Genomic DNA, 20,492 nt, shown 5'->3' with positions numbered 1-20,492 from the left:
CAACCACGAATTCTTCTCATTGTTAATTGGTTTCCCTGTTTTGGACAGTCTCACACAACTACTCTCACTGAACAAGCAAAAAGACACATTCGCAATCGTCCGCTTGCGAATGTGTCTCTGTATTCAATGGCTGCTGTAAAAGCTGTTACAGATTGGGTTAGGTCCAAAAACACAGTTTCTCTCCTATACATAGGAATGTTATACTAAACAACAGTAAAAGCTCTACGGAAAGGAGATAGCGAAGTAAAAATGATGCGTTCTTTTCACTTTAATGGCAGCCGAATTGTCAAAACCGGAATCGCTATCTTTTTAACAGCCATTATTTGTGAATGGTTTGGTTGGCCACCGGTTTTTGCGGTAATCACTGCAATCGTGACAATCGAACCCACAGTTAGCGACTCGATTAAAAAGGGACTCGTTCGGTTCCCAGCATCCGCGATTGGCTCTGCATTCGCTGTCTTGTTTATTACACTCTTCGGGAATTCCCCGATTACCTATACACTCGCTGCAGTTGCAACGATTTTAGCTTGTTATAAACTTAATCTGCATGCTGGTTTACTCGTTGCCACATTAACATCTGTCGCGATGGTCGAAGTAATCCATGAACATATTTTGATCTCATTCTTTATTCGTTTAGGGACAACGACCATTGGATTGCTGGTGTCTACCGCTGTCAATATGCTGGTGTTCCCACCTAACTACCGGAAAGATATTTTGAGAAGTATTCAAAGCATTGGAGAACGAGCCGGTAATATGTTGGAACAGACATTCCAGACCATCCTTTTTGTCAGTGACGCGAATCGTCAAAAAGAGCAGTTGATTGTAAAAGAACTTGTCACGGAAATTCGAAAGACCGAGAAGTTAATCCATTTCCAGCGCGACGAATCCAGTTTGTACCCGTGGGTTCGCGAGCGAGAAGCCGAGCTTCAAATGGCAGAAAAGCAATTGCTCTTCTTACATAACTTAGAATTCCATTTAGATGCTTTGCTTTATATCCCGCTGCATAAGCTGACGTGGACAACCGCGGAGCGAGAAGTTATTATGCATGCCGTAACTGAACTTGCGAACGACTTGAAACACTCGATTGACTATGATCACGAAAAGCATCAATGCCAATTAAAAAATATTACTAATCTGTTTTGGGACAACAGCAAAGGCATCACAGCAAGCGACGCCATGCGCCCTACTGAATTTCCACCCGAATTCACCATTCTTTATGAGCTGATCACGATTTACGATTTGGTAGATAAGTTTTTTGATCCAGGGAGTGTGAAGGCTGCGCGGGAGGCGGAGAAATAATTGTAAGATTGCCTCCTGTGTCGCAAACACTTATAACTTTTTATTTTACAGATAAACATGCTAAAGCCGTATCCGCTATCCATCCGTTAACCGTCAATTTAAAGATTCGGTTTTAGCCATCATCTACATCATTTTACGGAATTAAGCGAAATAAATAGGAGCAGCGCCAGGGAGATAACTGGCACTGCTCCTTTCTAGTTTATCTTTTCCGCTCTATCGACCATTTAATCGATTTACAGCATTTAATCCAATTACTTTTTGGCGTTATTCTTTACAAGCACTTTCAAACCTTGAGCCATATCGGAAGCCAGTACGTAATTGCGGTCCACGAATACACCCCAGACATTTGCTTGGTCAGGCGTATATTGCCCGATTTGTTTCGGGTTGGCCGGGTCGGTGATATCCACTGCATAAACTCCGCCCGCATAATGACTTAAGTAAAGCGTGTTGCCATGCACTTTCGGATCGTGCACCGTATTGGCAAACGTCGGTCCGTCTTCGACTTTTTCGGTCAAGTCCGTTTTAAACTCACTCAATAAAACAGGATTCGCTTTATCTTTGATATCAAAGATTCGCGTATAGCCATAGGATTCTTCGTATCCTGGGCGCACTGGTGTAGAGACTTCCCGTGTTTCAATCAGCACATTGCCGCCTTTAGCCAAAGCTGCTGAATGGGCTGAGCCTTGCTGATTGGATGCATAGTCCGTGCTGCTCAAATAGACCGGATTTTCCGGGTCTGTAATATCAAAGATGATCGTGCCTAAATCCCACATGGAGACATAAGCGTATTGCGCATTGTTGTCGGTGATGACACTGTGATTAAACACAGGACGAGTTTTGCCATCCGGCGATTTCCAGTGGTAGCCATTAAAATCGGCTGGTACTTCATCTAGAATCCGCGGATCGAATTCCCAAAGTGTTTCCGGTTCTGCCGGATTGGAAACATCGACAATCGTAAAGTCTTTGTGTTCGCCGTCGCTGTAATAATCAGCGTATGGATTGGAAGCCAGCACAAGTGCTTTGTTTCCTTGCATCGTCAAAGTAAGTTCATGGGTACCGCGCGTGTTTTCATAAGTTTCCCAGTAACCTAGCTTTTTGGGATTGGTCGGATCGGTTACGTCATACAACAGGAATCCGCCAGATGTATCTTTCGCATTGCGGTTCAGCTGCTGGACACTGACGACGGCTAGGTCGCCTTTGAAGTCGGGAGTATTAATACTTTTGACGATGACTTTTTCCTGCCACGTATTTTCTACATCCTCGTTTGCAAAGACCGCAACTTCTACCGGATTGGCAGGGTCTTTCAAGTCAAAAACTCGGACACCGCCGTTGCCGCCATTGGCTGTATGCGTGCCGACATAGGCATAGCCTTTATGGGCGAAGACATCCGCTGTGTTGTTCTGGACGCCGTCAATTTCTTTTAACTGTGCTGTGCCAGCTTCCCTCAGGTATGAAAGATTTTTAGATCCTTCCACCTTCGCTTCGTTCAGATTTGCAATTTCTTCATTGGAAAATACCCCTTGCTCTCCTTTTGATACACCTGAACTATCGAGTTCATCGTGCGCAAAAGCGGTAGGGACTACTGATAGCGCCAGTACTGAAGCAAGCATTACATGGGCAAACGACTTTTTAATCATCAATATATTTCCTCCTTTTGGAAAATTAATCTTATTTATACTTTATTCTATTAAATGGAAATCATTATAACAACTACGGAATGCGAAATAATTTGAATATTTTAAAAAATAAATCAAATGATACAGCCTCTATGGGGACTACTGAACTACCATATATTTTTTGCATTGGTTCATTGGTTGGTGTATATATTGCATTTCACAGTAAACGGCACAATTCAGGAAACACTTTCAGATGTCCAGACTAGCGAGTTAGGTGAACTAGAAGATTCCATTCACATAAAAAAGCCGCATATAAAAATGCGACTTTTTTATGTAGATAACTACCCCATATTAGCTTTTCCTCACACTATAAACCTTCCTACTCGGCAGCTCCAAACAATTCAATTGCCCGCCGTAAACCGCGCCACCATCAATTCCGATAATCTGATTGTTACCGAAATAAACATCGTAATTTTTCGTCCCTCGAAGTACAAACGTCGGTGTATGACCAAAGATCACAGTCTTATTTCCTGAATACCCTGCATGAAATTCCTGGCGAATCCATATTAGTAGATACGGGTCCGTTTCTTGAGGCGGAACGCCCGGTTGAACACCCGCATGGACAAAAATATAGTCATCCGTTTCATAGTAATGATCCATTTCCTGAATAAACTCCACATGTTCCCTAAAAACTTCTGACACTGGGAGCGTTGTATTTTGTATGGAAGAACCGTAGCTTTGCAATGTAGCCAGTCCCCCGTTCCGTACCCAATTCTCTTTCGCACCAGGTTCCCCGTCTGCCGCCTCTAGCATCATTTGGTCATGATTGCCCCGCAAAACAATTGCTCCCTGCTTTTTCAATTCCATGACGCGGTCTAATACCCTTTTTGAATTCGGCCCTCGGTCTACATAATCTCCTAACAAAATCAGCTGATCTACAGCGGCGTCATACTCTACCTTCTCCAATAACTCATTAAACAATTCAAGCTCTCCGTGAATATCACTGATTGCCAAAAGTCGTTTCACCAGACACACCCCTTCGCTTTCGATTTTTCTCCCGCTTCCCTATACACGAAAATTTTCTCGGTAAAAAGGCAGACGAAATTAGTTGGTATATTTCATTCTTAGTTCTTGCGTGTTTAAAAAAAGACTCATTCCACTGAATGAGTCTGAATCACATTATTAAAATTCCCGAATCCATAGTGCAGTTGTTATTCACTCAAACTCCTAAAATTCTTCATGCGTTGCCGGATCCATATCAAACAATCGGCCATCCGGGCGGGACAGTTCTGAAATTGTGATCATGTCGGATTCGCTTAATCTAAAATCGAAAATGTCCAAGTTTTCCCGCTGCCGCTCGGGCGAGGTAGAGCGTGGAATAGAGACAGAGCCGATTTGGTATTGCCAGCGCAGCACGACTTGGGCAATGGTCTTGTTATGAGCTTCAGCAATTTTACTAATGGCGTCGTTCGTCAAAATGTCTTTCGCCTTGGCAATCGGGCTCCACGACTGTGTTTGGATTCCGTGATCCGCGTGCACTTTGCGCTGGTGTGCCTGGTTAAAAAACGGATGCAATTCTACTTGGTTCAAACTCGGTGTCACCCCGGTCTCACTAATAATGCGCTCTAAGTGCTCCGGTAGAAAATTGCTGACACCAATCGACCGGACGAGCCCCCATTTCTTCGCATCAATCAATGCCTGCCACGCTTCCACGTAGGTGTCTTGATTTGGCATCGGCCAGTGGATCAAGTAGAGGTCAAAATAATCCAGTTGGGAACGGTACAACGATTCTTGAATTGCCACTAAGGCTTTTTCGTACGTGTGATAACGTCCCGGCAGCTTGGATGTCACCCATAGCTCTTCACGCCCAATGCCGCTGCGTCGTATGCCTTCCCCGACCGCACCTTCGTTTTCGTAATTATACGCCGTATCAATCAACCGGTACCCGGCATTGATCCCGCTGCTGACTGCGTTTGCTCCTGCATTGCCCCACAGTCCGTATGTACCAAGTCCAATAACCGGCAAAGTCGTTCCGTCGTTTAAGGTGACTTCTGGAATTGCTTTTTCCATCTACTTCCACTCCTCTCGCTTCTATTTTCAGATTACTCTTACATCTCTCTAAACTCAAACGATTCGGTTTCGGATTCGTGGCGCAAATCCCCTGAAACAAAATTCACTTTAAATTCCATTTCAGCAGCACACTATACTTTATTTAAAATTATGAATTGATGTACAATTAACGACAGTACATCAATATAGCGAGGAGCCTACATATGGAAACAAGCACATTCAAACTGATCGAAACAACAATCGAAGACATTCAACAAGCTTTTCATGACAATAAACTCACTTCCGTGGAATTGGTTCAAGCTTACCTAGACCAGATTGAAGCTTTCGACCGGAATGGACCAAAAATCAATTCCGTCCTGACGATCAATCCGGACGCGCTAGAAATCGCAGCAGAACTAGACGAAAAACGCGGGCAGAATAACCAAGGTCCACTTTACGGTATCCCCGTCTTACTAAAAGATAATATCGAAACCGCGGACCTGATGCCGACAACAGCGGGTGCCATTGCACTTGAAGAGAATTTTGCAAAAGAAGATGCATTTGTTGCCAAGCAATTGCGAAACGTCGGCGCTATTATTCTTGGCAAAGTAAATTTGAGCGAATGGGCGTATTTCATGTCGCAAGACGGCCCGAGCGGTTATAGTTCACTCGGCGGACAAGTGCTGAACCCATATGGCATTGGTGTCTTTAAAGCAGAAGACGTTGGCGGTTCGAGTTCAGGGACAGGCGCAGCGATTGCCTCGAATTTCGCCGTGGTGGGTGTCGGCACAGAAACATCCGGCTCGATTTTAAGTCCAGCAAGTGCCAATTCGATTGTCGGCATTAAGCCAACAGTTGGCCTCATTAGCCGCTCACGCATCATCCCGATCGCTGAAAGTCAGGATACCGCAGGACCGATGGCGCGTACTGTGACAGATGCCGCGATCTTGCTCGGCGCTATGACCGGCGTCGACGAACAGGATTCGGCAACACAAAAAAGCGCAGGCCAAGCACTCACTGATTACACGCCGCACCTAAAAAAAGACGGTTTGAGCGGCGCCCGCATCGGCGTCGACCTCAGCTTCTTGAACAATGAAGCACCGGAAGAACGCGCCATTATGGATGAAGCAATCGAGCAAATCACAGCACTCGGCGCTACGGTTATTGAAGTGGCGATTCCTAAATCATCATTCCAATCAGACGTCTTGTGGTATGAATTCAAGCGAAACGTCAATGATTATTTGCGCACTACACCGGCCAAAGTGCCAGTCAAATCACTCGCGGACGTTATCAAGTTTAATAAACAAGACCCAGAACGCCGCATGAAATTCGGCCAAGTAGAACTGGAAAAATCACAAACGTTAAGCGACGATCCGAACGATTCGACCTATTTAGAACACCGCGAAACTGATTTACGAACTTCCACATCAGAAGGATTGGATCTCGTCGTGAAAGAACACCAACTCGATACACTGTTGTTCCAAAACAACCGCGGCGCTGCGATGCCCGCAAAAGCAGGCTATCCATCCATCACCGTCCCGGCCGGCTATACGAGCAGCGGGCATCCCGTTGGTGTTACGTTTAGCGCACAGGCGTTCAGCGAAGCGCGTTTGATTGAATTGGCTTACTCTTATGAACAGGCGACTATGAAACGGAAAGCACCGGATCTAGAATCTTATTAAATTTAGTTGAGACAGTTAAAACACCCTTTATTGAAACGTCAGCATGAAGATGCCGACCGCTCAACAGAGGGTGTTTTTTGGTATGATTTTAACTATTCGTTTTCCGCGCGCACGTATGCATAAGCTTTATCATCTTCCGTCACTTCGACCAGCAATTCGGACGGAATCTCTTTTTCTGCCGGTTGTTGCTGGCTGATTTTCTTGGGAGCCAGTTCCTTTAAGCTCTCCAAATTGCGGTATTTCAAAGCCTTGATGCCAAAATTGATCTTCACTCTATAGTTTTCTTCGATGCTTGTCACTTTTTCTTCGATAGCTTCGATAATGGAATGATTCTCTACAACAATCGCCGCCAAAGCCTGGGATTTGACGCTCACTTCTTCGTAGTTCCGGATGGTGCGGAGATACGGCTCATAGCATTCCTCAATAAACTGCACATTGAGCAGCACAAGCTCTTGTTTGGCATTAAACTGCCCGACAAGCTGCTCGTACTCTTTTTTCACGGGGGCTTCTCCCCATTTCCGTAGCGTTTCGTGTTCTTTCAAGCCTTCGATGTTCGCAACGATCCCCTTCAAGTCTTTCATCAATACGTTCAAATCTTGCAAGGTAGCCGTATAAAACCCCTCAATTTCTGCATCTTCCACACCACCAAGCGTAATGCCGTTTCGGCAGAACCGTTCGATGACTTCCTTGAAATAGCCAAAGCGCGCTTCGATCCGTCCTGTAAAATCATTTTCCCGGTGCTGAATCAAAGCTTCGAGCTTTTGTTCCATGCTTTTCAAGGAGCTTTGGATTTCCATAAGCTGTTGCTGGCCAACGACCGTCGTCAACAAGTTCATGCTGGCGTGCGCCAAGAGCGCTGGATTTATACGCTTCACGAGAATCGCTTGTTCATAAATCCCTTTCACGCCATCTTTTTTCACTGCCGGCACATAACCTTTGCCGTCTACCCGCCCAATCAACTTCATGCTCTTATCTTTCAGACCCTTCACTACTTCCGGGCTGAACTCTACGCGGTACGTCCGACTTTGGTGGAGCACGACCGCCCCGTCTTTTAGGGTCTGTGCGATAATCGGAATCATATTCTTGGGAAGTTCGATTTTCTCATATCCGCTTTTGACGACTTCCTTTTTATCTACTTCCGATACTTTCGGGTCTAAATGGCTGTCGTCATCTTCTGGCTCTGGTTCAACCGATTTACTTTCTTCTGTCGATTCTTCAACGTGTGGTTCTTCTATTTGCGGTAAGGTCTGCCTATCTTTTCTAATGTATATTAAGACGGCAACCAGCAAAGTCAGTATCACTGCAATCGAGATGAAAATGTATTCCACGGGCTTTCCCTCACTTCTTAAATAGTCCTGGAACGCAAATAAAAGCTTTCTAATTACGCTTTAGATTTCAGGTAAATCGATTCACTCTATTCATCTTTACCCAATTTCGCAGGAGCTTACCTTCCTATTCTTTAGATTAAGCATAATTTTTGAAAACGAATAAAATAAAAAAACTACACCTGCGCTGTTGATTTCGCAGGTGTAGCAATGGATAAATTATATGTTGTTGTGTATTATCGGAATCGTTTAGAATTGTTTCTTTCGCATAGAAGTATTTTTACTTAGCGCAAAATCCGCTTTTCCTTGGCTTCCTTAAGCCACATCGGAAACTCATTCAACAACTGATCATATAATTCTTCATCAGATACTTGGCTGATGTCTTCAAGGTGGAAGAAGTTCGCATTGTCGACCACTCGTCCACCCATGGTATCTAATTTTCGCAGCACATCGAAATTCGAGTCGCCTATCCCTACAAACTGCCAAAAGATCGGCTGACCTGATGATTCCACGATGAATTTCTTAATGCCCGATTTACATCCACCATCATTGATGAAAACAAGAAATACAGGATCGTCACTTAGTTCTTCTTTCGTATACTTACGGATTACATCTTCCATCACTTTCGGTTCATCGTTGCGGCCGAACTTGTGCACGCTGTCATTCGAGAGGATATTTTTTTCCACATAACCCATGAATGTTGCCTCTGTCGCTTCTGGTAGACGTGAGAATTCGTTGTCGTAGACCCAAACATCCAAATCACCGTCATCATCAAACTGACTCGCGACTGCTAACACCCGCTCCACCACTTCCTGTACGACACCTTCCTTATACAATTTTCTCATGGAACCTGAAATATCAAGGACAACACCTACTCGTGCAGTGACATCAGTCAGTTGCTTCTTCTCTAGAACAATCGTCGCCGCTTTTTTCTTCAAAGAAATTCCGCTGATTGGTTCTTCCTTTTTCTGCTTTTTAAGAATTTTATCGAATATACCCAAGACGTTCTCCTCCTGTTTAATCTTTTTTAAAAGTATAACGGCTGGGCAATCGGAATGACAACTTTTTTCTATAAATGTAAAGTATTGGACTAGAAAATAAATTGATAATTCGTTTGTTTATATCCGTATTTTTTTACATCTACGCTTAAGTACCACTTAATTAATTTATATTCTTACGATTTCCCTTCTCAAAGAGCCAAACGATTCTTATACAACCTTTATGAATAAATAAAATAAAAAAGCTACCCCTGCGCTGTTGATTTAGCAGGTGTAGCAATGTATGAATTATAAATTATTGTTTGTTGTCGTCATCTATTAGAATTACTTCTATCTAAGGAGCCGGTTTTCATTTTTCTTCATGAGCTTCAGTAATCTCTCGCATTAACTCAATCCAATCTTCTCTTTTAAAATTATAATAGGCTAACTCGATTTTTCTTAGAACCAGGTGGATACTATCAAATTTCTCATCAGAGCGGAAACGCCACCAGCTTTTCACAGTAGGCGCCTTTGTGCCCGGCGGATAATACGTTAACGTTCCTTCAGGGTTTATAATTTTTTCCAACTTGTCAGCATCTAAGTATCCGTGCGGAAAATCGATGTAAAGACCGAGTGAAAGTTTATGAGGTTTAATCGTTCCAATTTTATGCGTGGATTCCGCATCCTGATTCTCGAGTGAGTCACTCCAAACGACTGGTTTATCACTGGTGATTACAAGTTGATCGTCTACACTCGGCTCAACTTTACAATGAGGAAGCCCCTCAAACACATCGAGTATCTCACCTAATTTTTGTTTTACTAATCCGTCCATTGTGTCACTCCTTTAAATTTACTTGCTTATACTATCATTGCATATTATCGCTTTGTTTCCCAGAGCACAATCCCCACAAAATTGTACAGATGAACAAAATAAAATTACCACACCCGCAAAGTGAATAATAGCGGATGTGGCAATATGTGTGATACAAATTGTCGCGTATTGTTAGAATCGTTTAGAATTCTTTCTTTCCTAGGAACGCGATTCTACGTCGTCGACTTTAACTTAGTTACTTTCCCCTGCTGCAGAAAGCTTATAAACCTTACCGCCATCAGTGATGGCAATAAGCGCGCCATCCTCAGTGACAAGAATATCACGGAAGCGTTCGCCTTCGTCAGTTAATAGACGTTCTTCTCCAACGATCATGTTATCTTCAATAACGACACGGACAATATAGCTCGGCGCTAAAGCACCGATGAACAAGTTGTTTTCCCACTCCGGAATGGCGTCGTTGTCATAGAATGCCATACCACTTGGTGCACTTGTTGGATCCCAATAATATCTTGGTTCAACAAATCCTTGCGCCTCGTGTTCTGAAATACCATCATTGACTAATTCACCCGTGTACTCGATGCCATAAGAAACAATTGGCCATCCATAGTTATTGGCTGGTTCAATAATATTCAGTTCATCCCCAGCTTGTGGACCGAATTCAACAATCCATAAGTCTCCTGTTGCAGGGTTGTAATCTATACCTTGAATATTACGGTGGCCGTAGCTGTATATACCATCTAGTGCGTTTTCATCTTCGACAAATGGATTCGTATCTACTGGTTCTCCGTCTTGTGTGATGTGAATGACTTTACCTAAATAAGCATCTAATTCTTGTGCACGATCGCGACTTTCGTCATCTGAACGTTCACCAGTTGTTAAGAATAGGTTGCCATCATCATCAAAGATAATCCGTCCGCCATAGTGTAAAGTACCTTCATATGCTGGTGTCGCTTGGAAGATGACTTCAAAATCTTCAAGTGAAGCTTCATCTTCAGATAAAACACCTTTACCGACAGCAGTTACCGTACCACCTTCAATATCTTGAGCAAACGTCATAAAGACTAATCGCGATTCGTCAAAATCAGGTGCAATGGCTACATCAAGTAAACCACCTTGATCTTCGTTATTTACTTCTGGTGTACCTTCGATTGGATCTGAAACAGAGCCATCTTCAAGGTTTACAATAAGAAGTTCTGCTGAATCTCTTTGCGTAACAAGTAAGCGATTTGGTTCAAACTCTGCCATACCCCAAGAGACGCCAAGACCCTCAACAATAACTTCTGTTTCAATTTCTGTTTCAGTCTCTACTGCAGGTGCTCTTGTTTGTTCTGGAAATGCGGGTTCAAACTCAGTAACTTTTGGTTCAGTTTCTGCGCTTTCATTTGCTTCTTCTTCAGAGCCCTCTTCAGCATTTTCTTCTGTTACAGCCTCCGAGTCATCCGTTGATTTTTCGTCTGCAGTATCATCATTACCACATGCTGCTAAAGTTAATACAGACATCAGCATTGCAGAGAACATTAATTTTGACCACGAAATTTTCGTCATCGTTTTTCCTCCTCTTTTTTAAGATTTTAACTGAGTAACTATAAAATTCAGTTCTCAGAAATCAAACATCGGAAATTGATTAAGAGTTGCCTATCCTAACTAAAAACTCCCTTATAAATGCACTTTCCCTTAAACCTACTCCTGCAAACTGATTTATTTAACATAGATGAATTAGTTGCAGTGTGTGTTCGATGTGTTTCGTACAATTCTCACAAATTTATAGAGGGGAATAAAATCAAAAAGCTGCACCCCAATTTTTCATGTGGTAGGTGCAGCAATGTATAGTAAATAAATTGTCGTGTATTGTTTTCTGCACAGGAGCGCGATTTTATGCCGCCCCACACAGAAGAATCTTTTCATCTCTCCGCATCTTTTCTCAGCCACTTCGCCGTCACCGTATCCGACTCGAGCATCGCTTCCGGTGTTCCCTCAAATAGGATTTCTCCTCCTCTTTTACCACCACCTGGACCCATTTCGATGACCCAGTCGCTTGCCGCGATAAAGTCCAGATTGTGCTCGATGAGGATCACCGAATTCCCTCTGTCGACGAGTCCTTGAAACACGGCCAATAGATGCGCATTGTCTTTTGTGTGCAGTCCCAATGAGGGTTCATCGAGCAAGTAAATCTGGCCTTCTTTTTTCAGGTGACTGGCGAGTTTGAGGCGCTGCACTTCGCCGCCACTCAACGAACTGGTCGTCTGCCCGAGTGTCAGGTAGCCCAAGCCGACATCTTTTAAGGTATCCACTTTTTTGACGATTTTCGGCATTTTCAAATAGTGATTGGTTTCGTCAATCGACAGTTCCAAAATCTCTACAATATTTTTCCCTAAGTGGCGATACGACAGCGCCTCATCGGAATAGCGCGTCCCTCTGCACGCTTCGCAAGTAACGGTGACGGGATCCGCGAATGCCACGTCCGGCGTGGTGACGCCTTTGCCTTCACAAACAGGACAGGCTCCTATTGAATTAAAGCTGAACAAGCCCACAGGCTGCCCTGTTTCTTTGGCAAGAATCGACCGGATGTCATCCATGATCCCCATATAGGTCGCGAGTGTCGAACGGCTCGAGGTTCCGATGCTGCTTTGCCTCACCGCGATGGTTTCGGGATAATTTTCTATAAATGCGTCAAACATTAACGAACTCTTCCCGGAACCCGAAACGCCGCATACCGACACCAGCACGTTTTTCGGGATTTCCACACTTACATTTTTCAAGTTATTCGCAGATGCATTGATGATCGAAAAACTGTTTTCTACCTGTCGCGGTGTTTTATTGACAGCGACTTTATGGTTTAAATCAGTGATCGCGGATGCTTTCTGCAAGCCTTCCTGCGCGCCCTGATAAACTACTCGACCGCCGGTCACACCTGCGCCTGGACCCATTTCGATAATTTCATCCGCTGTTTTAATGACGGCCAAATTGTGCTCGATGACGACGACAGTGTTGTAGTTGTCTCTCAAACTTTTCAGCATGTGCGTCAGCTTCTCGATTTCTTCTGGATGCAGCCCGGCACTCGGTTCATCGAATATATACGTGATATTGTTCAGACTGCTGCCCAAATGGCGCGCGATTTTCACACGCTGCGCTTCTCCTCCAGACAACGTGCCAACTTTTCGCGCCAGACACAAATAGCCAAGTCCCAAATCGACCAGCTGCTTGACACCTGGTAACACCTGCTGCGCAATCGATGTGCCAACCGGATTGTTTATTTTCGCCAGCTCACTCAGTAAATCCGTCATTTCCAGCCGGTCGTATTGCGCGATATTCAAGCCGTTGATTTTGCTTTCCAGCACTTTCGGATTCAATCCAGAACCTTCGCAGGTCGGACACAGTGTACGTGCCGTCACCGCCAGCACATCTTCCTGTGACGTTACTTTCAGTTTTGAGAGGTCGCGGTTAATGTACAGGCGGATAAACCGGGGAAGAATGCCGTCCCATTCGATATCTCGATTGCCTACTTTATAATAATAAGTACTGAATGCCCGCTCGCCTTCCCGCGGACCGTAGACCAGAAGATTGTATTTTTCTTCCGTGTAATCCTTGATGGGAAGATCGGGATCAAACAATCCACCATCCACCATCCATCTGCCTTGCCAGCCGGGTGGCGCGAGCGGTCTGAATCTCACCGCGGACTCCCGGAGTGACTTCGTATGATCGATGAGTTTGTGGACATCCGGCGCAATAATTTCGCCGAGTCCACTGCACTCCGGACATTTGCCGAAAGAACTGTCACTCGAAAACTCGGCGGCTGAGCCGATCGGCGGGCTGCCGATCCTCGAAAATAGCAAGCGGATCAACGGATCGATATCCATATAAGTGCCGACAGTCGAACGCGAATTTCCTCTTACCGGTTTCTGCTCGACAACGACCACCGGACTTAAGTGCTGCATCAAATCGGCACGCGGCCGTTCATACCTCGGCATCTGGTGCCGGATATACAGTGGGTAGTTCAGCGTCATCTGCCTCCTGCTTTCTGTCGCTAATGTATCAAAGACAACTGAGCTTTTGCCTGAACCCGACAGGCCGGTAAACACATTTATCTTTTCTTTCGGGATATTCAAATCGACATTCTTCAAATTATTTTCCTGCAACCCTCTCAGGATGATTTCATCTCTTTTTTCTGCCATGGTGAACTGCTCCTTTTCTGATCAAGTCAGGTAATTAACCTATTGATATAAGAGTTCCCTGTTTTGGTCCCGTTTACACAAGCGTTTATTGGATGAGGAAATGAATAAACAGGAAAAGCCACACCCGCAGTGTTGCTGCTACAGGTGTGACTTTGTATGGAGTATGGATTGTCAGGGTCGTTTAGAATTTTTTAACACAGGAAAGCGATTTTTCTTCCACTATCCAGGTTAAATTGTCCCCGGACCTTCCCTGTGTGCCCCACAATTCCTACACAATTCTTAGAGATGAATAAAATCAAAAAACCACACCCACAATGTAGACGTAGAGGGTGTGGTAATGTATGCGATAAAAATTGTAGTGTATTGTCGAAATCGTTTAGAATTGTTTCTTTCCCAGGGACGCGTTTTTACCCCCTTAAAATGGACAAAAACGGGTATACTCTATACAAAAATACCTGATTCCGTAGACAGGGGATGACAGCATGATTATTCGAAAGAAGAAACCTAAAGTCAATTCCACTCTTGATACACGAATTTATGCAGTATTGTTGTATGTCTTGAATTGGGTTCAACACAGGGAAGCGATTTTATTTTATATTAATTATAAATTTTGTATTCTAGTGATAACTTATCTTCTTCTGCTCCTCTAGAATTATCTCTTATTTCTTTTACTTTTACAGCTGCATGTTTCCCCCATTTATTCCGCCACAAAACTATATCTCCTACTCCGACTGTGTATGAGCGTGAACTATTTTTAAAAAAGTCATTGAAGTTATTAGCATTGGGAAATTCATATGTACCTCTTAAGTGACCAATGTTTTCAATATTTTCTTCATCTGAATAGACATGTATAGATTGATCGCTTGCTTTAGTCCATTTTGTATCAAACAAATATTCTTCCTCTCCTATCTGTAACACCCCACTGTTTCTTGAGTAGTCGAAAGATATTTCACCTTCAAACTTTTTTCGAGAATTTCTAAGGTTTAAAGCAACTGAGAACATATATACACAAACTGGAATTACTAACACTGCTAAATAGGAATATGGGGCATATCCTCTTATATATTCAATAGTATTAAAACTAGTTAAAGTAAATACATCAGCTAATAAACTAATAATAATTAAAAATATAGGTATTGCTGCTAATAATTTTGGCTTATACAACTTATTCAAAGAGTCTACCTACTTTCATTCCGCTTCCCTAGAGCGAAACAACTTCCACACATTTCATATCTCTGGATAAAATTTAAAATTTCTATCTATGAATATTGCGCTTATAGGGAAACTTGTATATGTAATTTAATTTTAGTATTGGCCCCTGTGCGTCCCTCAATTATGAATACTTAACGATAACCATATAAATGCAATCGGAATTCTTTCTAATATGGATTTTTCTATTTTCTTATGCAGTATTATTGTATACCTTGAATTGTGTTCAACACAGGGAAGCGGTTTCCGGAGTATCTCGTTCATTTTTGTTCTACTGTTTTGTCCCCTTTGCTATCTATCCTTTTTAATTCATCTATCATCTATGAATGGAGTAATTCCTTCTAGGCAAGATAATACAGCTTACTATAAGAAGATTTAATGTCCCACTAATTGATATTCTATCACGTTCCGCTGATCTCTCGATGTTTCATTCCCCTATTTTTTAAAATTGCTTCTTTCTCTAGGGCGTTGTTGAAGTCTGATTTTTTCTAGACATTGACGTTTCTTTTTGTCTCATACCTGAAGGTTTTGTTCCCGGTTAATAAGAAAACCGCTTGAGGAAAGTTGATTTTCTCAGAGCGGTGCTGTGTGCAGTGTAAATGTGTACAGACAAATTTTTTTAGAATCGAGATATTGCTTCCCTGGGAGCGAAACAATTCCCACACAATTTATACAGATGAATAATATGAAAAAGCTGCACCTTAAACATAGATGCAGCGGTTGCAGTAATGTATATGATATAAATTGTTGTGTATTGTTGAAATCGTTTAGAATTGTTTCTTTCCCAGGGACGCGTTTTTATCAACTGCTCCTTTTCTGATCAAGTCAGGTGATTAACCTATTGATATAAGAGTTCCCTGTTTTGTTCCCGTTTACACAAGCGTTTGTTTCATGAGGAAATGAATAAACCGGAAAAGTCACACTCGCAGTATTGCTGCAGGTGTGACTTTGTATGGAGTATGGATTGTCAGGGTCGTTTAGAATTTTTTAACACAGGAAAGCGATTTTTTCTTCCACTATCCAGGTTAAATTGTCCCCGGACCTTCCCTACTATATAAGTAAGCGTCCAATAATGAGCACGTTCTAATAGAAGATTCTTCATGAGATGCTCTTTCCAGACTTAAATTTCTGGGAGGAGTTTTTTTGAAAAGAAAAGAGAAAGAATTATATTGGACAGGTCAAATCAGTGAATATCGGGAAAGTGGAGAAACTTTAGTTCAATGGTGCGAGAGGAAGGACATCAAACTCCACACGATGAAATACTGGCTGCGCAAACAGTCGCCCGTATCCAAAAAGTCGCAAGAGACCGCTTGGGTCTCCTGTCTGGTAGAAGAACCTTCGAGCGAGACGACGCTTACGTTGAAAATAAAAAATGTGGAAATTGAGGTGATGAGTGGCTTCCAGGACGAACTGTTACTGAAGGTCCTTCGGACACTTAATCAATTATGATGAATGGCCGAATTGTCGAGCGGGTGTATTTGGCTACCGGACCGACAGACCTCCGAAAGTCAATTGATGGGCTCGCGGTTATCGTCCAGGAATTATTTCAGCTCGATCCTTTTTCCAACGCGCTCTTTGTGTTTTGTAACCGGAAGAAAGACAAGCTCAAGATTCTATTCTGGGATCACAATGGCTTCTGGCTCTACTACCGCCGATTGGAAAAAGGGTTGTTCGATTGGCCGGACCTTGGGTCCAGCCTGCCCCTTCCAATCACGTCTCGGCAGTTGAACTGGTTGCTTGATGGCCTGCCGCTGAACCAACGTCAGGCGCATCCATCCGTTGCGGCGAAAAAAATCATTTAGGTCTATTTGAGGCAAAACTTTTGTGCTATTCTTAGACTTATGAAAATAATGGACGGAAAGACCTCACCCACAATTGAAGAATTGGAAAAGAAGAACGCGCAGCTAGAGAACCAGATGAAGACACTGGAGCTGAAGGTGCAGTGGTACGAAGAGCAGTTTCGATTGGCCCAGCAGAAACGCTTTGGTGTATCCAGCGAAAAGACGGACGACAACCAGTTGACGCTTCAGCTTTTCAACGAAGCCGAAATCTCTTCTGCCGTCTTATTGGCGGAACCGACAATGGAGACCATCAACTACACGCGCAAAAAAATTGGCGGCCGTGCAGAAAAACTGAAAGACCTGCCGGTCGAAACCATCCATTACGACCTTTCTGATGCAGAGAAGGTCTGTTTGGCATGCAATCACGAACTTCATGAAATGAGCCACCAAACCCGGCAAGAATTGAAGGTCGTTCCGGCGCAGGTCAAAGTGGTGGAACACGTTCAGCACATTTACAGCTGCCGTCATTGTGAGAAGCATGCCATCACGACTCCCATCGTCAAAGCGAAAATGCCAAATCCAGTCATCCCAAAGGGATTGGCTTCACCTTCCGCAATCGCCTTTGTCATGACGCAAAAATTTGCGGATGGTCTTCCGCTTTATCGTCAGGAAAAGCAGCTGGAACGGATGGGCATCCCGTTGAACCGCCAGACACTCTCGAATTGGATGATTTCAAGTACGACCCGCTGGTTGCGCCCGTTTTATGATCTTCTCCACCGTCAACTCCTGCAGGAAGAGTTGCTTCATGCCGATGAGACCAGCCTGCAAGTTCTCGATGAACCCGGCAAGATAGCACAATCCAAGTCGTACATGTGGCTCTATCGCACGAGTTCTGTAACGAAAAAACCGATGGTCCTTTTCGATTACCGAGCGAACCGATCGAGTAAAAATCCGAAGGATTTCTTGAAGGGATACGAAGGCTACCTCAACGTCGACGGATATGCCGGTTATGAATCGCTCGAAAATGTGGAGCTCGCGGGCTGTTGGGCACATGCCCGTCGGAAATTCGATGAGGCGCTGAAGGCATTGAAGAGCCCCTCATCAAGTTCCACCCGATCGACGATTGCCAAAAAGGGCCTCAACTTCTGTAACCAATTATTCGCGATTGAACGAAAAATCAAGAAGTTGGACGCCAAAGAGCGGTTGAAAATAAGACAAAAAGACAGTCAGCCTGTGCTGGATGCTTATTTGGCTTGGCTCCATGAACAAAAAGAAATCATTGCGCCGCAATCAGCCACCGGGAAAGCCATCACCTATTCGTTGAATCAATGGCATAAGCTGACAACATTCATGAAAGACGGACGCATCGAGATCGACAACAATCGTGCGGAACGGTCGATTAAACCGTTCGTCATTGGACGAAAAAATTGGCTGTTCGCCGTTTCGACAAGCGGAGCGAATTCCAGTGCCATCATCTACAGTCTCGTAGAGACAGCCAAAGAGAATGGCTTAAATCCATTTTTCTACCTTCAATTTCTTTTCGAAGAACTTCCGCAGCTGGACATGACGGCGGACCTGAACCTCGAGCATCTCATGCCGTGGTCGAAGGAACTTCCGAAAGACTGTTATATCCAAAAGAAAAAATAAAAAATGCCTTTCCGACAAAAATCGGAAAGGCATTTTCTTTTCTAAGAAACCAGGTGTTCATTATTAGACGCTTACCGAGCATCTCATGCTGTGGTCGAAGGAACTTCCGAAAGACTGTTATATCCAAAAGAAAAAATAAAAAATGCCTTTCCGACAAAAAATCGGAAAGGCATTTTCTTTTCTAAGAAACCAGGTGTTCATTATTAGACGCTTACCTATATAAAATAGATAAACGACAACACAAAGAACCATTGTTTTCTGGGTATATAAGAAGTACCAATCACAGAACTTCCGAAACACCCACCCAAAAGGAGCTGAAAACAATGGTTCTATCTACATTTAACCATATTCAGGGGAGCAACGGAAGTCATTGGAACCGCTTGATGAGAGGCGAAAATGCCGAAAAGATTTGTATTGTCGCGATCGACGCTGCCAAGTTTGTAAACGCCGCCATGATCTGCAATGTATACGGCGATATTCTCGTCAAACCGTTTGAGTTCAATGCCTCCTCCACTGGCTTTCACCGGCTGGTGAAGGAAATTGAAGAGGCGAAAGAAGGATATGCGTTCGAAGAAGTGGTCGTAGGCATCGAGACAACGGGGCATTACTACGAAGATTTGGTCCGCCTTTGTGAACAGAAAAAATTCATCGTCCGGATCATCAACGCCGCGACAACGGCGAAAGAACGGGAAACCGTACTTAATTATACGAAGACTGACAACGTGGATCTCATGGCCATCACCCAGTCACTCCTGCACGGACGCGGGCAGACGAGCCAGGAGGCCCTTCCGTTATTGGAACAGCTCAAAATGTTGTCACGTGCGCACCGGGCATTGGTGAATACCCATTCGCAGACGATTAACCATATCCGTCTCTATATGGACCATATCTTCCGAGAGTTTCAGGGAATTGTGGAGGAAGTGGATGGTGAAAAAGTCATCTTAAAAATCTTTTCTACCTTCGACTCCAAATCATCCCGTTTCTTGATGCGCCATTATCCACATCCTTCGGACATTTTAAAGTTGGGAGAAGCTGGACTACGCCAGGTTTCAATCGAACAAAATTTGAAAATGCGCGATCAATCCATTGAGCGTCTTGTCCGTTTTGCCCGTCAATCGGTTTCTAAACCCAAAATGTTCCTGCAAGCGGAGCTTCTGATGTTGCGTCTGAAGCTCGATGAGCTGGAATTGAAGGCAGCACAAGCGGCACAGGTCAAGGCGGAGATGGAACAGGTGCTTCTCCAAACGGACGGTGGAATCTTATTAAGCATCCCGGGCGTTGGTGTCATCACTGCTTCTGAGCTGACAGCAGAAATAGGGGATTTTTCCTTATTTACACGCCCCGAACAGCTCATTAAGATGGCCGGCACCAATCCGATCATCCGGCAGTCTGGCGGTAAAAAGGCGACCTCCCATCGGATTTCTAAACAAGGGCGAGCCGATTTTCGAGGCGCTGTGTACCGGGCTGGTAAAGCCATGATGGGTCAGAATCCGACCATGAAAAAAAAGGCCGAAGAACTGAAAGCGAAAGGGAAAAAAATAGGACAGATCTACATTGCTTTGGGCAATCGGTTACTGCGCCTTGCATTCGCCATGATGAAAAAGAAACAGGTTTACCAGACAGGACCAGAAGGCAAAAGCCTCCAATCGGTGATTGCCAGTAAATTACGAAATAAAGAAAAACAAGCTCTGTTCTTCAATCGTTACGTCCTGAACTGACGCCTTAGATAAGCAAACCTATTACTTTGACTAGGAAAAACGGCATTTTTCCGGAACGTCAGACCATATTGAAATTTTTCCCTGAGGCGCCATGACCTCGTTACACAGCGTAATAGGTCTTGTTCCACAAATACGAATAAAACGTCAATGTGTCTATTTTGCATGAAGTAGGCTGTATCCCTGTG

15 protein-coding genes are annotated in these 20,492 nt (G+C 43.9%); 6 read left to right on the top strand and 9 right to left on the bottom strand.

The annotated features are described in order from the left end of the window. The first annotated feature begins 252 nt into the window (after positions 1 to 252). On the top strand, positions 253 to 1,299 hold the full coding sequence (locus tag BBI08_RS03425) for an aromatic acid exporter family protein (RefSeq protein ID WP_040850500.1): 1,047 nt from the start codon (positions 253 to 255) through the stop codon (positions 1,297 to 1,299). Positions 1,300 to 1,550: 251 nt separating this feature from the next. Here the strand turns inward: BBI08_RS03425 and BBI08_RS03420 are convergent, their stop codons facing one another. The 3 genes from BBI08_RS03420 to BBI08_RS03410 form a co-directional block, all read right to left on the bottom strand. Then, on the bottom strand, positions 1,551 to 2,936 hold the full coding sequence (locus BBI08_RS03420; RefSeq protein ID WP_008496544.1) for an LVIVD repeat-containing protein: 1,386 nt from the start codon (positions 2,934 to 2,936) through the stop codon (positions 1,551 to 1,553). Between the two features lie 330 nt (positions 2,937 to 3,266). Then, positions 3,267 to 3,941, bottom strand: coding sequence for a metallophosphoesterase family protein (locus BBI08_RS03415; protein WP_008496543.1), 675 nt, complete (start codon positions 3,939 to 3,941; stop codon positions 3,267 to 3,269). 201 nt (positions 3,942 to 4,142) lie between these two features. Further along, positions 4,143 to 4,985, bottom strand: a complete 843-nt coding sequence (locus BBI08_RS03410) for an aldo/keto reductase (RefSeq protein WP_008496542.1) — start codon at positions 4,983 to 4,985, stop codon at positions 4,143 to 4,145. Positions 4,986 to 5,188: 203 nt separating this feature from the next. Here BBI08_RS03410 and BBI08_RS03405 point away from each other — a divergent pair, with 203 nt between their 5' ends. After that, positions 5,189 to 6,646, top strand: coding sequence for an amidase family protein (locus BBI08_RS03405; protein ID WP_065528489.1), 1,458 nt, complete (start codon positions 5,189 to 5,191; stop codon positions 6,644 to 6,646). A gap of 92 nt (positions 6,647 to 6,738) precedes the next feature. Here the strand turns inward: BBI08_RS03405 and BBI08_RS03400 are convergent, their stop codons facing one another. The 6 genes from BBI08_RS03400 to BBI08_RS03375 form a co-directional block, all read right to left on the bottom strand. Continuing rightward, positions 6,739 to 7,974, bottom strand: coding sequence for a hypothetical protein (locus BBI08_RS03400; RefSeq protein WP_008496539.1), 1,236 nt, complete (start codon positions 7,972 to 7,974; stop codon positions 6,739 to 6,741). A 281-nt stretch (positions 7,975 to 8,255) separates the two neighbouring features. Further along, positions 8,256 to 8,924, bottom strand: a complete 669-nt coding sequence (locus tag BBI08_RS03395) for a vWA domain-containing protein (protein WP_040850498.1) — start codon at positions 8,922 to 8,924, stop codon at positions 8,256 to 8,258. A gap of 394 nt (positions 8,925 to 9,318) precedes the next feature. Beyond that, positions 9,319 to 9,780, bottom strand: coding sequence for a hypothetical protein (locus BBI08_RS03390; RefSeq protein WP_065528488.1), 462 nt, complete (start codon positions 9,778 to 9,780; stop codon positions 9,319 to 9,321). Positions 9,781 to 10,011: 231 nt separating this feature from the next. Continuing rightward, complete coding sequence (locus tag BBI08_RS03385; protein WP_008496535.1) at positions 10,012 to 11,325, bottom strand: PQQ-dependent sugar dehydrogenase; 1,314 nt, start codon at positions 11,323 to 11,325, stop codon at positions 10,012 to 10,014. A 356-nt stretch (positions 11,326 to 11,681) separates the two neighbouring features. Further along, the gene (locus tag BBI08_RS03380; protein ID WP_008496534.1) at positions 11,682 to 13,952 is read right to left on the bottom strand and encodes an ATP-binding cassette domain-containing protein; all 2,271 of its coding nucleotides are present in this window, start codon (positions 13,950 to 13,952) and stop codon (positions 11,682 to 11,684) included. A gap of 597 nt (positions 13,953 to 14,549) precedes the next feature. Then, positions 14,550 to 15,125 (bottom strand): hypothetical protein, encoded by a 576-nt coding sequence (locus BBI08_RS03375; RefSeq protein WP_008496533.1) that lies wholly within the window; start codon positions 15,123 to 15,125, stop codon positions 14,550 to 14,552. A 1,179-nt stretch (positions 15,126 to 16,304) separates the two neighbouring features. Here BBI08_RS03375 and tnpA point away from each other — a divergent pair. The 4 genes from tnpA (at position 16,305) to BBI08_RS03355 (ending at position 20,307) form a co-directional block, all read left to right on the top strand. Then, positions 16,305 to 16,610: an IS66 family insertion sequence element accessory protein TnpA gene (tnpA, locus tag BBI08_RS03370; RefSeq protein WP_051041677.1), complete on the top strand. Its 306-nt coding sequence runs from the start codon at positions 16,305 to 16,307 to the stop codon at positions 16,608 to 16,610. Further along, a complete protein-coding gene (tnpB, locus tag BBI08_RS03365; RefSeq protein WP_040850592.1) occupies positions 16,607 to 16,963 on the top strand; it encodes an IS66 family insertion sequence element accessory protein TnpB in 357 nt (118 codons plus the stop codon). Before tnpA ends, tnpB begins: the two co-directional genes overlap by 4 nt. Positions 16,964 to 17,002: 39 nt before the next feature. Continuing rightward, positions 17,003 to 18,589: an IS66 family transposase gene (gene tnpC / locus BBI08_RS03360; protein WP_065528195.1), complete on the top strand. Its 1,587-nt coding sequence runs from the start codon at positions 17,003 to 17,005 to the stop codon at positions 18,587 to 18,589. Between the two features lie 323 nt (positions 18,590 to 18,912). Beyond that, a complete protein-coding gene (locus BBI08_RS03355) occupies positions 18,913 to 20,307 on the top strand; it encodes an IS110 family RNA-guided transposase (protein WP_065528487.1) in 1,395 nt (464 codons plus the stop codon). Positions 20,308 to 20,492 lie beyond the last annotated feature (185 nt).

This window comes from Planococcus halocryophilus (assembly GCF_001687585.2).
GTDB lineage: Bacteria > Bacillota > Bacilli > Bacillales_A > Planococcaceae > Planococcus > Planococcus halocryophilus.
Note: the sequence above shows the minus strand (reverse complement) of the source record. Positions and strands in the feature narration are given on the sequence as shown.

What these genes read in the sequence shown, in the direction of transcription:
- BBI08_RS03390 (WP_065528488.1), bottom strand. Translation starts at nt 9,780, where the DNA reads ATGGACGGATTAGTAAAACAAAAATTAGGTGAGATACTCGATGTGTTT.
- BBI08_RS03355 (WP_065528487.1), top strand. Translation starts at nt 18,913, where the DNA reads ATGGTTCTATCTACATTTAACCATATTCAGGGGAGCAACGGAAGTCAT.
- BBI08_RS03410 (WP_008496542.1), bottom strand. Translation starts at nt 4,985, where the DNA reads ATGGAAAAAGCAATTCCAGAAGTCACCTTAAACGACGGAACGACTTTG.
- tnpB (WP_040850592.1), top strand. Translation starts at nt 16,607, where the DNA reads ATGATGAATGGCCGAATTGTCGAGCGGGTGTATTTGGCTACCGGACCG.
- BBI08_RS03405 (WP_065528489.1), top strand. Translation starts at nt 5,189, where the DNA reads ATGGAAACAAGCACATTCAAACTGATCGAAACAACAATCGAAGACATT.
- BBI08_RS03425 (WP_040850500.1), top strand. Translation starts at nt 253, where the DNA reads ATGCGTTCTTTTCACTTTAATGGCAGCCGAATTGTCAAAACCGGAATC.
- BBI08_RS03380 (WP_008496534.1), bottom strand. Translation starts at nt 13,952, where the DNA reads ATGGCAGAAAAAAGAGATGAAATCATCCTGAGAGGGTTGCAGGAAAAT.
- BBI08_RS03420 (WP_008496544.1), bottom strand. Translation starts at nt 2,936, where the DNA reads ATGATTAAAAAGTCGTTTGCCCATGTAATGCTTGCTTCAGTACTGGCG.
- BBI08_RS03385 (WP_008496535.1), bottom strand. Translation starts at nt 11,325, where the DNA reads ATGACGAAAATTTCGTGGTCAAAATTAATGTTCTCTGCAATGCTGATG.
- tnpC (WP_065528195.1), top strand. Translation starts at nt 17,003, where the DNA reads ATGAAAATAATGGACGGAAAGACCTCACCCACAATTGAAGAATTGGAA.